Origin of the sequence: Exiguobacterium sp. AB2, from assembly GCF_000696055.1 — a bacterium.
Classification (GTDB): Bacteria; Bacillota; Bacilli; order Exiguobacteriales; family Exiguobacteriaceae; genus Exiguobacterium; species Exiguobacterium alkaliphilum.
In genome coordinates this window covers 1-12,865 of record NZ_JNAA01000005.1, presented here as the reverse complement: position 1 = coordinate 12,865, position 12,865 = coordinate 1, and the positions used below count along the sequence as shown (strand labels likewise).

Here is a 12,865-nt window from a genome sequence, read left to right as displayed (position 1 = left end):
ATAATTTGACAAAATTTCAAGATTTACAGTTAAGTGAAGCATTAGTAAAAGGTGTACTCAAAATGGGCTTCGAAGAAGCGACACCGATCCAAGCTGAAACAATTCCTGTCGCACTCACTGGAGTGGACGTATTAGGACAAGCACAAACAGGTACAGGGAAAACAGCAGCTTTCGGTATTCCGACAATTGAGCGAATCGATTCAAAGGCGCGTCAAGTCCAAGCACTCGTTCTTGCACCGACACGTGAACTTGCGATTCAAGTTGCAGAAGAATTGAACAAAATCGGGGAAGCGAAACGTGTATACGCACTCCCTGTTTACGGTGGTCAACAAATCGACCGTCAAATCCGCGGCTTGAAAAAGAACCCACAAATCGTCGTTGCGACACCAGGACGTCTCATGGACCACATGAAGCGCAAGACGATCAAACTCGACGAGATCCAAACGGTCATCTTGGACGAGGCGGATGAAATGCTCAACATGGGCTTCGTAGAAGATATCGAGACGATTTTAGCTGGTCTTCCAGCTGAGCGTCAGACGCTTCTCTTCTCAGCAACGATGCCACCACAAATCAAGAAGATTGCTGAGCGCTTCATGAAGTCGCCGACAATCATCAAAGTAAAAGCGAAGGAAATGACAGTTGAGAACATCAACCAACAGTTCCTCGAATTGCGCGAAGGCCAGAAATTCGATACGCTTTGCCGTTTGATTGACATCGACTCACCAGAACTCAGCATCATCTTCGCTCGTACGAAGAAACGCGTTGACGAAGTGACAGAAGCCCTTATCAAGCGTGGTTACACGGCTGATGGTCTTCACGGTGACTTGACGCAATCAAAACGCGACCAAGTCATTCGTCGTTTCAAAAACGGCACGATTGACATCTTAGTCGCAACAGACGTTGCAGCACGTGGTCTCGACATCTCAGGTGTGACACACGTTTACAACTTCGATGTGCCACAAGACCCGGAAAGCTACGTGCACCGGATCGGACGTACAGGCCGTGCTGGTAAAACAGGTACTGCTCTTACGTTCATCACGCCACGTGAGTTCGGCCAAGTCAAAGCAATCGAGCGTGTGACGAACAAGAAGATGAACCGTCGTCACGTACCGACAATCGCGGAAGTACTTGAAGGCAACCAAAAGCAAGCAGCTGAAGAGTTGATCGAACGCGTTCAAGCGGGCGATTTCAAAGCTTACACGCAACTTGCGACAGAGCTTCTTGAAGAGTATGAAGCAGTTGAAATTCTTGCGGCAGCCCTTCGTGGATTGACGAAAGAGCCGGATTCAACACCAGTTGAAATCTCATACGCAGACCCAATTCGCGTGAAGCGTCAAGGCGGACGCAACGACCGCGGTGGATACCGTGGAAACCGTAGTGGCGGCGGCGAACGTCGTGGCGGCGGAGACCGTGGCGGCCGTAGCGGTGGCGGCGGTGGATACCGTGGCAAACGTAGCGGTGGAGACGACCGTCGTCGTTCGGACGATCGCCGTCGTTCAGACGACCGTGGCCCACGCCGTCCACGTGACTAATCGATAAATCAAAACCGCATTTCCTTAAGTGGATTTGCGGTTTTTTTATTGCGGTCATGCTACACTAAACGAGTAGAGATGGAAGGATGAGGTGTCAACGGATGGTAGAACTTAGTTTCGGTTTCGTCATACTGTTGGTATGTGTATTGGCGTTAAAGCCAATCGTATCAAAGACGGACCGGCCGAATTTTCGCTATATCCCCGTAGCGACGTTACTATTTGGCGCGATGATTTGGCTCGTCATGGCCATCGGTGTCGGTGGGAAAATGGGAATCGGCTATGGGGTAATGAGTATCGTGTATTTCATTGCTTGTTTCGGTGCCTATATGTATGTGCATACACGAGCGAGCTGAAACCGGCTCGCTTTCTTATTTTTGATTAAATGAATGAGGTGATGACGAGTGGATGCAGTGGATGTGATGATGAATCCAGACGAAGTCGAGGTGACGTATGAGCCGATTCTTGGGGCGGCTACGTTTCAAGTCGAAGGCTATATGGTGCATGGCCAGTTCAGGGGTGACTCGCTCACATCGTTCTTTTATGATGACGACGTGCCGGTCGAGTATCAGCTCGACATCGCAAAACGGATGGAACGTTTGGCTGCGGAGTCGCTGCGAGATGCGAAACAGTTCGTCACGTTTCGATGCCGGGCCGAATGGATTCTTGAAGCAGGGGGCGAAGCGTTCCTTGCGCCGCTTCACGAACTGAACTTCCCGCTCCATCGCATTTACGTGACGATTCAAGGGACCGATCTCGTCGACGTATCGAGACTGTCGCGCGTCGTCCAGTATTATCGTTCATACGGGGTGAAAATCGCGCTCGATTTCGCTGAGTCGACGAGCATCGAGGACATCATGGCCATCGCGCCGGAGCTATTACTCGTGGACTTAGCGACGATGGTCGAGAAGAAGACGTTGCCGGTGACGTACCCGCACATGTTGCAAACGATGGAGTATATCGCTTCAAAGCTCGGGGCTCCGCTCCTCTATAAATCAATCGATCACGTCGGGCAGTTGCGTTACGCGTGGCAACACGGTGGGCGTTTTTACATGGGCGGACTGCTTGGCCAGCGAGCGACGTCGCCTGTTCTGGAGACGAAAGGGATGAACGTCCTCGCGCAAGAAGTACCGTCATTCTTTCTTCACGACCAAGAACGGTTGCAGCGCCTTTATGAACTCGAATTTGAGTTACACCGTCAAATCCAAGAGCTCGCGGCCGGAAAGTGGTCCCGTGACAAGAAGGATGAGTGGCTACTTCATCTCGCGACGAAGCTCGAAGGGAAGTTCGTGCGGTATTATTTGACCGACCGTACCGGTTTCCAGACGAGTGCGAACGTTTATCAGGCGGATGCCGAATGGAGAGTCGACAATACGTATCGGGGTTACAACTGGAGCTTTCGTCCGTATTTCATTCAGACGATGGCAGCGATGCGTGTTCGCGGGCGCGGTTATTTATCCGATGACTATCGAGACTTCAGCTCGAATGAAGTGACGCGGACGTTTAGCTATCCGTTGCCAGATGGCATGTTCTTATTCGCCGACTTGTCGGAGGAATACTTATACCAAAATCGATTATTAGACTGAAAGAGGGATATATGATGCTTGATTATGATTACGACGCGTTACGTGAAATTGGACGCATCGTCGCCTTGGCCCGGGATGAGATGGCGAAAGCCGTCACACCGGGAATGACGACGAAACAGCTGGATGAGATCGGACAACGAATTCTCGAAGCAGAAGGAGCGGCATCGGCGCCGATCACGATGTACGAGTTTCCGGGCTATACGTGCATCTCGGTCAACGAGATTGCCGCACATGGCATCCCGGGCGAACTTGTCATTCAAGACGGGGACCTCGTCAACATCGATGTTTCGGCTGTGAAGGACGGTTATTACGCGGACACTGGGCGGACGGTCATCGCCGGTACGCCAAAATCATCACAGCACGAACGGCTCGTCGAAGTGTCGCTCACATCGCTCGAAGCTGGGCTCAGCAAAGTAAAAGCCGGGACGAAAGTGAACCAAATCGGAAAGGCGATTTACGCCGATGCAAGAAAGAACGGCTTCACGGTAATCCGCAACTTGGCCGGACACGGGTTGGGGCGTACACTCCATGGGGAGCCGGAGTCGATTTCGAACTACTATAACCGGGAAGAAAATGACATCTTGAAAGTCGGCCAAGTCATTGCCGTCGAGACGTTCATCTCGACGAAAGATGAAGTCGTCTATCAGTCGGAAGAGGACGGCTGGTCGCTCTTCACGCCAAACAATAGTCTCGTATCGCAATTTGAACATACAGTCGTCGTCACAGAGGACGGCTATGAAGTGTTGACGGGTTCGTTCCGTTGACTGCCTCAGCTTGTTGACTAACATCAATTGAATCGCTCGTCCTTCCGGCGCACACGCTTTCCGCAGGTAATCCCGGAGCCGCATCGCGACTCGCGTCGCTGCTGGGTCTCCGTCGGACGAGCAACACAAACGGTCGCCGTCGGTGGCCGTTTGTGTTTTTCTGGAGAACTCGATCTTCTTGAACACAAAAAAGACGAACCGAGCCGCTTTTTGCGAATGGGTTCGTCAACAGCCTGAGGCAGATGACGCCCGTCATCTGCCTTTTTATTTCAGTTGAATCGTCTCTTCGGCTAAACGCTGGATCTTTACCCAATCAGGTCGCGGGTCGTCCGGGATGGTGAGCTGTCCGTCGTTGACCTCGAGCGGTGTGTCGAGCAAATCGGTCTCGAAATAGGCGCTCGTTCCCGCCATGTCGGCTGGGTAAGCGGCACCGCTCAAGGAAGCGAACAAGAGCGTATGGTACCGACCGATTGCGGACTCATACATGCCGCCGACCCAATACGGTACGTTCGTTTCTCGGATGGCGAGCGCCTCGGTCAAGCCGCCGACACGGGCCGGTTTAATGTTGACGATGCGGCCGGCGCCGAGTCGGGTCATCGTCTCGACGTCTTGCCGGCACGTGATGGACTCGTCGAGACAAATCGGTGTTTCGAGCCGGACTTGTAAATCGGTAGACGCAGCCCAATGTGTGCTCGGGTACGGCTGTTCAATCATCAAGAGGCGATGTGCATCCAACTGTTCGAACCACGAGAGCGGCTGTTCGACCCCGCTCCCGTTCAAATCGATCATGAGGGGGGCATCGGGGAAGACCGCACGAATCTCGTTCAACGAGTACAACAATTCTTCCGGCGCTGCCTTCAGCTTGATGCGGTCGAAACCCGACTCGAGTGCTCCTTCAATCGATTTCAGCGTCTGGGCCAGAAGACCGATCCCAATCGTTCGTCCGCAGTCGACCGTGTCACCCGCATCGAGCAGTTGTTTGAGTGTCTTCTGTTGTCGGGCTGCTTCAATCTCCCAACAGGCACTCTCCCACATCGCCTTGGCCATCGGGTGGCCAATGATGGACCGGACGAGCGCCGGAAACGAGTGGGGTGACACGAACTGCCCCGCTAACAGGTTGGTGATGAGCGTCGAGACATCGATTGTCGAGCGGACCGTCTCTGCCGTATACCAGGGCGTCTCAAAAGCGACGCCTTCCCCGTATCCGATGAGGCCGTCCGTCGTCTCGAGCCGGAGAATGATCGTCCGTCGGGTAGAGAGGACGGAGTGGGCGGTCACGATCGGATGTTTGAACGTCAATGGGACGATATATAATTCAGCGTGTCGAATCATAAGTGGTCTCCTTTAGGCGATGGCGCATCAATTTCCCGTTCGCGTTGCGTGGGAGTTCACGGACGGAATAGAACGCTTTCGGATGTTTATAGCTGGCTAAGTGTTCCGTCAGCAAACGTTCCAGTTCGAGCGGATCATACGACCCGACGATATACGCGACAGGGACGGTTCCCCATGTCGCATCAAGGCGTCCGGTGACCCCGGCGTCTTCAATGCCAGGGCAACGCCGGAGCACGCTCTCAATCTCGGCCGGGTAGACGTTCTCGCCCCCTGAGATGATTAAGTCGCTTCTTCGGTCGTGGACGTACAAATAGCCGTCTTGGATTGTACCCAAGTCTCCGGTCCGCCAAAACCCGTCTGTCGTCCACGTGTCGGCTTCTGGTTGCTTATAGTAGCCGGGTGTCACGGTCGGACCGCTCACTTCAATCTCGCCATCTGGATTGATGCGGACTCGTGTCGGCAAGATGGCTCGACCGCTAGAACCGAGATGGTCGAGTGCTTCCGACGGGAGTAACGTCGCCACTTGGGAGCACGTCTCGGTCATGCCGTACGTTTGGGCGACCGGGATGTGACGGCGCTCGGCTTCCTCGAGGAGCGGCTTCGGTACTGGGCCACCCCCGACGAGTACGACGCGCAGGGCTTGGCGCTGTAGTCCGATTGCGAGCAACCGGTCGAGCATGACGGCGACGAGTGAAACGTGGGTGATGTGTTCGCGTGTAATCAAGTCGAGCGTCCGGGCGGCGTCGAACTTCGGTTCCACGTATAATGTCGAACCGAAACAGGCGGCCCGATACACTTGGGCGAGCCCGCTCATATGAAACAGCGGGGTCACGACGAGCATGCGGTCGCGTGTGCCATAGCCGAGGTGCTCTCGGGCGGCCACGGCGCTTGCGACATGGTTGCCGTACGTCTGCTTGACCGCTTTCGCGCGTCCGGTCGTCCCGGACGTGAACATGAGCGACATGACCTCGTCTTGTTTCCACGCGTGGAAGTCAGAGATCGGTTCGTCGTCGCGCATCGTGAGCGTCAGCTGGGGAACCGGGACGTCGCACGTTTCGTCGACGAGCAAAAGATCGACATCCGCCGTCTCGAGTTGCATCTTGATCTCACTTTTCGTCAACCGTGTGTTCAGTGGGACGAGCACTTTCCCGAGTAAGAGAACGGCATGGACAGCGATGACGTACTCGGCGCTATTGGCAGCATACAGTCCGATATGACGGGCATCGGGTGCGTTCCGTTTCACATGGTGCGCGAGGCGTGCGCTCTCGTTCCACAACGTGCCCCATGTCAAACGGCGTCCGGCCGTGACGAGGGCGATGTGATCAGTCGGATGGTTCAGTGCATTCATCAGGCATACCTCCAAAAAAAGAGTAGCGAAGTCGCTACTCTCGTACAGATTAAGGGAAACGCGGGAACTGACCGAAGTCCGGGTCGCGTTTTTCTTTGAACGCGTCGCGTCCTTCTTTTGCTTCGTCTGTCGTGTAATAAAGGAGCGTCGCATCCCCTGCGAGCTGTTGAAGACCTGCGAGGCCGTCCGTGTCCGCGTTCATCGCGGCTTTCAAGAAACGGAGTGCAGTCGGTGAGTGTTGCAAAATCTCTTGGCACCATTGAATCGTTTCGGCTTCAAGTTGCTCGAGTGGGACGACCGTGTTGACGAGTCCCATGTCGAGTGCTTCTTGTGCGTCGTACTGACGGCACAAGTACCAAATCTCACGGGCTTTCTTATGGCCGATGATGCGCGCCAAATAGCCTGAGCCGTATCCAGCGTCGAACGAACCGACTTTTGGTCCGGTTTGACCGAAACGTGCGTTATCCGCGGCAATCGTCAAGTCACAGACGACGTGCAAGACGTGTCCGCCGCCGATGGCGAAACCGGCGACCATCGCGATGACCGGTTTCGGGATGACGCGAATCAAGCGTTGAAGGTCGAGGACGTTCAAACGTGGGATTTCATCGTCACCGACGTATCCACCGTGGCCACGAACCTTTTGGTCGCCGCCTGAACAGAATGCTTTTTCGCCTTCGCCTGTCAAGATGATGACGCCGACTTCCTTGTCGTCACGGGCGCGGGCGAACGCGTCAATCAATTCGTTTACCGTTAGTGGACGGAAAGCGTTCCGCACTTCCGGGCGGTTGATCGTGATTTTGGCGATCCCGTTCCATTTCTCGTATTTAATATCTTCATACGTTCGGACCGATGTCCAGTTTGCTACTGATTCCATTCTCATTTCCCCCTAAAATCAATTTCTCTATCATTGTACCAAATTGTTGGGCATTCTCGATATGTGGAGCATGGCCGGCGTCAGGAATTTCGTATAGTTGAATATGTGGTTGTCGTGCTTGCATCCGTCTCGCGATATCTTTGAATTTGACGTCGCGTCCTCCGACAATCAAATCGGTACGCGGCAAACGGTCGAGCATCGGCCAGATAGATGGCATGCTGCCGCTCCCGATGGCACGGAGGCTATCCGCTAGCGCCTCGGGACGTTGGGCGAGCCGCTCCAGACGAAGCGTCGCGCGCATCTCGTCGGTCTGATGCCAAAGCGGGAGCCGTTCCCACCGGTCGACGAACGCCTCGATGCCACGTTGCTCGAGGAAAGCGGCGAGCTCTGCGTCTTGTGCTCTACGCTCACGCCGTTCGATTGCGGATTCGAGTCCCGGGGTCGTGCTAATCCCGATGAAATGCTCGACCCGGTCGTCACATGCGGCTAACGTCATACCGATTCGACCACCGAGTGAGTAGCCGATGACCGTCCACGGTCGATCGTCGAGGTCGAGCAGGTTAGACAAGTCCCGGACTTGCTGACTCATCCGCATCCGATTGACATCGCGATGGCTCGTCCCGCCGTGTCCGAGGAGCGACGGGGAGACGAGGCGTACAGACAGGTCGGGGAAGCGGTCGAACCAATCCCCTCGCCCGGTAAACCCATGCAAGAGGAGCACGGGCCGTCCGCTCCCGTGGTCGAACAGTTCATAATCGACATCTCGGATTCGACGAATCACGTCCCGTTCTCCAACGTCAACCGGTCGCAGAGTAAAGCTGTCCATTCGCGATGGGCGGTGACGTTCGCGGCCCGGTCAGACGGGAACTCGATCAATTGGACCCCCGCTTCGATGGCTTCTTGCACGGCTTCTGGCTCTTCGACGAGACGATAGCTCAGTCCGTACGTGTCGGCGAATCCATGGATATTCAACTCGAGCGGGGTGCCGAACAAGTCTTCGAATAGTTGCGGCTCGATGGATGCTTGTGGCAAGAACGAGAAGATGCCGCCGCCATTGTTGTTGACAACGACGACCGAGAACGTCCCCGGGTGCTTCTTCAACAACTGTAACGCGTTACTGTCGTGATAAAACGCCAAGTCGCCGACGAGCAGGGCGGCGTGTTCCGTGTCATAGCAAGCGCCGAGTGCACTCGATAAAATCCCGTCAATCCCATTCGCACCGCGATTGGCGAGGACGTTGATGCGTCGACCGGCGCTTAGCGTCGTGTCGACATCACGAATCGGCATGCTGTTGCTGACGAATAAGCGCTCGATTGATGTTTGGAGCAGGTGGCGTGTCAATGCGCTCTCTCCTGTCAGCCCACCTTTCGCGGCCTCTGTCACCCGTTCGAACGACTCGAGGCGCGCATGGTACACCTCGTCATACGTGCTGTTGATTTCCCGCAAATAGTCCCGGGCATCCCCGTAGACGACGGTCGCCATACTAGAAGGGTCGCGGAACGAGCCAAGTTGTTCGATGACGACTTGTGTCGTGCTTCCGAGCCATTGATTCAATCGCTTCGATACCGGGGCGGCCCCGAAACGGATGGTCGTATCGGGAAGCCATTCATCCCGATGCTCGCTCGCGAGCCACGTATCATAGTTGACACATACGTTCTCGAAGCGTCGCATTCCACTGAGCGGATCTGCGAAAATCGGAATACGATGGACGGATGCCGTCTCGTGAATGGCTGCTAACCAGTCGTCAGGTGTACCAGGTCCGACGACGAAGGCGAGCCGTTCGACGTGGGCGTATTCAATGAACCGTGATATATCTTGGGGTGTCGGACGGACGTAAGTCGGCTCGCTCGGTGAACGTGTCGAACAAAAGCGCGCCTTCAACTGGTCGATGTCCGGTACGAGCGGTTCACGGAACGGGACGTTCACGTGAACCGGTCCGAGCGGCGCCGCGGTGGCGAGCCGGACGAGCCGGCTCATCGTCTGACCCATGTAGGAAAGCGCGGCATCGTCTGGTACCGGCAAGTCGACACTCGCTTTGACGTGTTCCCCGTAGAGACGAACTTGATCGATGGCTTGCGGTGCACCGACGTTTCGCAACTCGTGCGGTCGATCGGTCGTCAAGACGACGAGCGGCAATTGCGCAATCATCGCCTCGGCGACGGCGGAGAAATAGTTCGTCGCGGCCGTTCCGCTCGTGCAGACGAGTGCGACCGGTCGAATCGTTTCACCCGAGCGGGTCAAACCGAGCGCGAAGTAGGCGGCCGAACGTTCGTCCACGACGATGTGATGCCGGATTTCTGGATGGAGATAGGCGGCCATGGCGAGCGGCGTCGAACGAGAGCCGGGACTGATGACGACGTCCGTGACGCCTTGTTCGACGAGCCGGTTCACCATATGGGCGACCCATCCCGTTAACGTGTCGTTCATGATGGACTGCCTCCTGGTGTGACGCGATTTAATCCGAGCGCTTCTTTGATTGGGCTCAGTTTCATCTCGGTCTCTGCTAATTCTGATTCGAGCTCAGACTCTTGGACGATTCCACAGCCTGCATACATCGCGACAAATTGGTGATGGACGAGCGCCGAACGAATAGAAACGACAAACTCGCCTTCGCCCTCGGTACTGAGCCATCCGAACGGGGATCCGTACCAACCGCGGTCGAATCGCTCGATGTCACGAAGCAGCCTGACGGATGTCCGTTTCGGGTATCCGCCAAGGGCAGGCGTCGGATGGAGCGACTCGATAATCGATAAGAGCGAGGCGTTCGTATCGAGTGTCGCTTGAATCGGCGTATGCAGGTGGTAGACGGAGCGGGTCTGTAATATGCGAGGTGACTCAGGCGCTTTAATGGTCGCCGAATAAGGTGCGAGTGCGTGTTTAATCGATTTGACGACGATATCATGCTCTTCAAGGTTTTTCTGATCGTGAAGCAAGTGCGTTTTCGCCGCGTCGGCCTCGTCTTCTAAGATGGGGCGCTGGGTCGTCCCGGCGATGGCGGCCGTTTCGATATAGGGCCCTTGTTTTTTTACTAAGCGCTCTGGTGTGGCACCGAAAAACCCGATTTCCCGTTTCGGTTGATACAAGAAGATGTAACTTCCGAGCTGTTGCGCTTCGAGATGACGTAACGTCTCGGCAAACGGAAACGCTTCATCGGACGTCTGGTAAATCTCTTCTCGGGCGATGACAATCTTTTCAACTTTTTCTTCCTTGATCGCTTGTTTGGCTTGTTGGAAGCTCGACTTAAAATGATCGACCCCATTCTTCACTTGCGTATACGTAGGGGACGGGCTGTCTGGCGTCTGGAGCGAGCTAAACTGGGCCAACTGGTCTGCCAATTGAATCAAGTACTGTTCGACCGATTGTTTTGCCGATACGAGCGTCGACACGGTCAGCGTGTGCGTATCGCCGAGCCGGCGATATAAGAATTTAGGGACGACGAGGGATGCTTCCCCGAACGCTTCCCACATGTTTTTTTGAGGACGAACGAACGTATCGAACGAAAAGCCCGAGAACGCGTATAAAATCGCGTCGACGTCCCGACGGTGCAGGCTCCAGTCATACTGCAACCGCTGGAACCGCTCAGGTCCGGATGCCGTCAAGACGAGGGCGTCGGCGCAACCGAGCATTTCGAGTGAACGGTCGGCGGAAGCGAAATAATAATGGGACGTCTCCGTGTTTTGAATAATGTGAAACGCATCGAACGAAGGGATTTCCCACGTGTAAGACGCAAGGACAGGACGTTGCCAAGCGCGGGCACGTTTATGGGCCTGTTCGATTCGTTGTTTAATATGTGTTTGAGTATCTGGCATGAACGAAAAGCCTCCTCAATCCGATAGAATTCTCATCTTTTAGTGTATCATGACTTGGCTGCTGACCCGCCTGTCAAATGCTCGAGGAAACGGCGGGCATTGACAGATTTTTTTACGTAGACGTAAACTAACGAAGGGAGGGGAAGAGATGAAACAGAGAGAAAAAGGCGCATACTGGCGCATGATTCGGCCGCATACGTTGACGGCAAGCTTTATTCCGGTGTTGCTCGGGACGTTTATCGTCGTCGGTCAAGTCGAGTTGAAATGGGGATTGTTTTTAGCAATGCTCATCGCGTCCGTCTTGATTCAAATCGCAACGAACTTATTTAACGAATACTATGACTATAAACGTGGCCTCGACCACGAAGGATCGATTGGAATCGGTGGCTCGATTGTCCGGGATGGCTTCACGCCGGGGCAAGTGCTCACCATCGCCCTTGGGATGTACGGTGTTGCCGCCGCGCTCGGTTTGTATATCGCCGCGTCGACAAGCTGGCATCTATTATGGATCGGGGCGCTATCGATGGTCGTCGGTTATTTATATACGGGCGGTCCGTTCCCGATTGCGTATACACCGTTCGGCGAGCTTGTCGCCGGCCTGTTCATGGGATACGTCATCATCGGGATTTCCGGGTATATCCAAGTCGGGGCGGTGACGACCGAGCTACTCATCGTCTCGTTCCCGATGGCGCTGTTGATCGGGGCGATTTTACTCGCCAACAACATCCGCGATTTAGATAACGATAAAGTGAATGGGCGCAAGACGATCGCGTGTCTCGTCGGGCATCGCCGAGCTGTGCTCGTATTGGCAGGATTTTTCGTGGCAGCTTTAGTCGGAATTCTCGTCGGTGTGTTCGTGTATGGTGTTACGCCATGGGTATTGCTGTCACTGTTCACGATTCCACTCATGGTCCGCGCTGTGAAGCGGTTCTGGGTGAAACGTGAACCGGTTGAATTGATGCCGGCGATGGCGATGACGGCGAAGGTGAACACATTGTTCGGGGCGTGGATGGTCATCGGTCTGATGGTCGCCCGCGTGATCACATAACGTAAAGGAGTGGGGAAAATGTCAGTCGTCAAAGAAATGTTAGCGTTCAATGAACGATTCGTGACGGAAAAACAGTACGAGCAGTTCGTATCCGATAAGTTTCCAGATAAAAAAATCGTCATTTTGACGTGTATGGACACACGATTGACAGCTTTGTTGCCGCAGGCGCTCGGGCTCAAAAACGGGGACGCCAAAATTATTAAAAATGCAGGAGCCGTCTTATCGCATCCGTTCGGTTCGGTCATGCGTTCGATTCTCGTCGCTTTATATGCGCTCGGAGCGGAGGAAGTGATCGTCGTCGGACACTATGACTGCGGGATGGCCGCCATTGATCCGAACGCGGTCATTGCTGAGATGGAGCGGCGGGGGATTGACCCTCAGACGCTTCAGACGCTTAAAGCGTCCGGGATGGATTTAGAGAAGTGGTTGCACGGATTTGATTCGGTCGAAGCGAACGTGACAAACTCGGTCAGTCTCATTCGGAACCATCCGCTCTTGCCACCAGAGACGAACGTCCATGGATTTGTCATCGACCCGGGAACGGGGCGACTCGACGTCGTCGAGGTGTGAATCAG

The 12,865-nt window shown here is 54.8% G+C and carries 12 protein-coding genes; 6 read left to right on the top strand and 6 right to left on the bottom strand.

All coding sequences use genetic code 11. The features are described from left to right. The first annotated feature begins 5 nt into the window (after positions 1-5). The 4 genes from DI14_RS00555 to map all read left to right on the top strand — a co-directional run bounded on the left by DI14_RS00555 (position 6) and on the right by map (position 3,879). A complete protein-coding gene (locus DI14_RS00555; protein ID WP_152545845.1) occupies positions 6-1,532 on the top strand; it encodes a DEAD/DEAH box helicase in 1,527 nt (508 codons plus the stop codon). 101 nt (positions 1,533-1,633) lie between these two features. Further along, complete coding sequence (locus DI14_RS00550; RefSeq protein ID WP_034803864.1) at positions 1,634-1,885, top strand: hypothetical protein; 252 nt, start codon at positions 1,634-1,636, stop codon at positions 1,883-1,885. A 48-nt stretch (positions 1,886-1,933) separates the two neighbouring features. Continuing rightward, a complete protein-coding gene (locus DI14_RS00545; RefSeq protein WP_034803861.1) occupies positions 1,934-3,115 on the top strand; it encodes an EAL-associated domain-containing protein in 1,182 nt (393 codons plus the stop codon). A 14-nt stretch (positions 3,116-3,129) separates the two neighbouring features. Next, the gene (gene map / locus DI14_RS00540) at positions 3,130-3,879 is read left to right on the top strand and encodes a type I methionyl aminopeptidase (RefSeq protein ID WP_081825789.1); all 750 of its coding nucleotides are present in this window, start codon (positions 3,130-3,132) and stop codon (positions 3,877-3,879) included. 264 nt (positions 3,880-4,143) lie between these two features. Here map and menC read toward each other — a convergent pair whose 3' ends face one another. The 6 genes from menC to DI14_RS00510 are packed head-to-tail and all read right to left on the bottom strand — an operon-like array spanning position 4,144 to position 11,242. Further along, positions 4,144-5,211, bottom strand: coding sequence for an o-succinylbenzoate synthase (gene menC / locus DI14_RS00535; RefSeq protein ID WP_034803855.1), 1,068 nt, complete (start codon positions 5,209-5,211; stop codon positions 4,144-4,146). Beyond that, on the bottom strand, positions 5,195-6,559 hold the full coding sequence (gene menE, locus DI14_RS00530; protein WP_034803851.1) for an o-succinylbenzoate--CoA ligase: 1,365 nt from the start codon (positions 6,557-6,559) through the stop codon (positions 5,195-5,197). The genes menC and menE overlap by 17 nt, the downstream gene beginning before the upstream one ends. 49 nt (positions 6,560-6,608) lie before the next feature. After that, positions 6,609-7,433, bottom strand: coding sequence for a 1,4-dihydroxy-2-naphthoyl-CoA synthase (menB, locus tag DI14_RS00525; RefSeq protein ID WP_034803849.1), 825 nt, complete (start codon positions 7,431-7,433; stop codon positions 6,609-6,611). Beyond that, positions 7,393-8,214, bottom strand: coding sequence for an alpha/beta fold hydrolase (locus DI14_RS00520; protein WP_235193359.1), 822 nt, complete (start codon positions 8,212-8,214; stop codon positions 7,393-7,395). Before DI14_RS00520 ends, menB begins: the two co-directional genes overlap by 41 nt. After that, positions 8,211-9,860, bottom strand: coding sequence for a 2-succinyl-5-enolpyruvyl-6-hydroxy-3-cyclohexene-1-carboxylic-acid synthase (menD, locus tag DI14_RS00515; RefSeq protein ID WP_034803846.1), 1,650 nt, complete (start codon positions 9,858-9,860; stop codon positions 8,211-8,213). The genes DI14_RS00520 and menD overlap by 4 nt, the downstream gene beginning before the upstream one ends. After that, a complete protein-coding gene (locus DI14_RS00510) occupies positions 9,857-11,242 on the bottom strand; it encodes an isochorismate synthase MenF (protein WP_034803843.1) in 1,386 nt (461 codons plus the stop codon). The genes menD and DI14_RS00510 overlap by 4 nt, the downstream gene beginning before the upstream one ends. Positions 11,243-11,390: 148 nt before the next feature. On the opposite strand from DI14_RS00510, the gene DI14_RS00505 reads away from it, so the two are divergent. Together DI14_RS00505 and DI14_RS00500 are read left to right on the top strand one after the other, a co-directional pair. Continuing rightward, positions 11,391-12,290: a 1,4-dihydroxy-2-naphthoate polyprenyltransferase gene (locus DI14_RS00505; RefSeq protein ID WP_034803840.1), complete on the top strand. Its 900-nt coding sequence runs from the start codon at positions 11,391-11,393 to the stop codon at positions 12,288-12,290. 18 nt (positions 12,291-12,308) lie between these two features. Further along, positions 12,309-12,860: a carbonic anhydrase gene (locus DI14_RS00500; protein WP_034803836.1), complete on the top strand. Its 552-nt coding sequence runs from the start codon at positions 12,309-12,311 to the stop codon at positions 12,858-12,860. The last annotated feature ends 5 nt before the right edge of the window (positions 12,861-12,865 follow it).

Excerpts from the sequence above, each read along its gene's own strand:
- DI14_RS00550 (WP_034803864.1), top strand. The coding sequence starts at position 1,634 with ATGGTAGAACTTAGTTTCGGTTTCGTCATACTGTTGGTATGTGTATTG.
- DI14_RS00510 (WP_034803843.1), bottom strand. The coding sequence starts at position 11,242 with ATGCCAGATACTCAAACACATATTAAACAACGAATCGAACAGGCCCAT.
- DI14_RS00500 (WP_034803836.1), top strand. The coding sequence starts at position 12,309 with ATGTCAGTCGTCAAAGAAATGTTAGCGTTCAATGAACGATTCGTGACG.
- map (WP_081825789.1), top strand. The coding sequence starts at position 3,130 with ATGCTTGATTATGATTACGACGCGTTACGTGAAATTGGACGCATCGTC.
- menC (WP_034803855.1), bottom strand. The coding sequence starts at position 5,211 with ATGATTCGACACGCTGAATTATATATCGTCCCATTGACGTTCAAACAT.
- menE (WP_034803851.1), bottom strand. The coding sequence starts at position 6,559 with ATGAATGCACTGAACCATCCGACTGATCACATCGCCCTCGTCACGGCC.
- menD (WP_034803846.1), bottom strand. The coding sequence starts at position 9,860 with ATGAACGACACGTTAACGGGATGGGTCGCCCATATGGTGAACCGGCTC.
- DI14_RS00505 (WP_034803840.1), top strand. The coding sequence starts at position 11,391 with ATGAAACAGAGAGAAAAAGGCGCATACTGGCGCATGATTCGGCCGCAT.
- menB (WP_034803849.1), bottom strand. The coding sequence starts at position 7,433 with ATGGAATCAGTAGCAAACTGGACATCGGTCCGAACGTATGAAGATATT.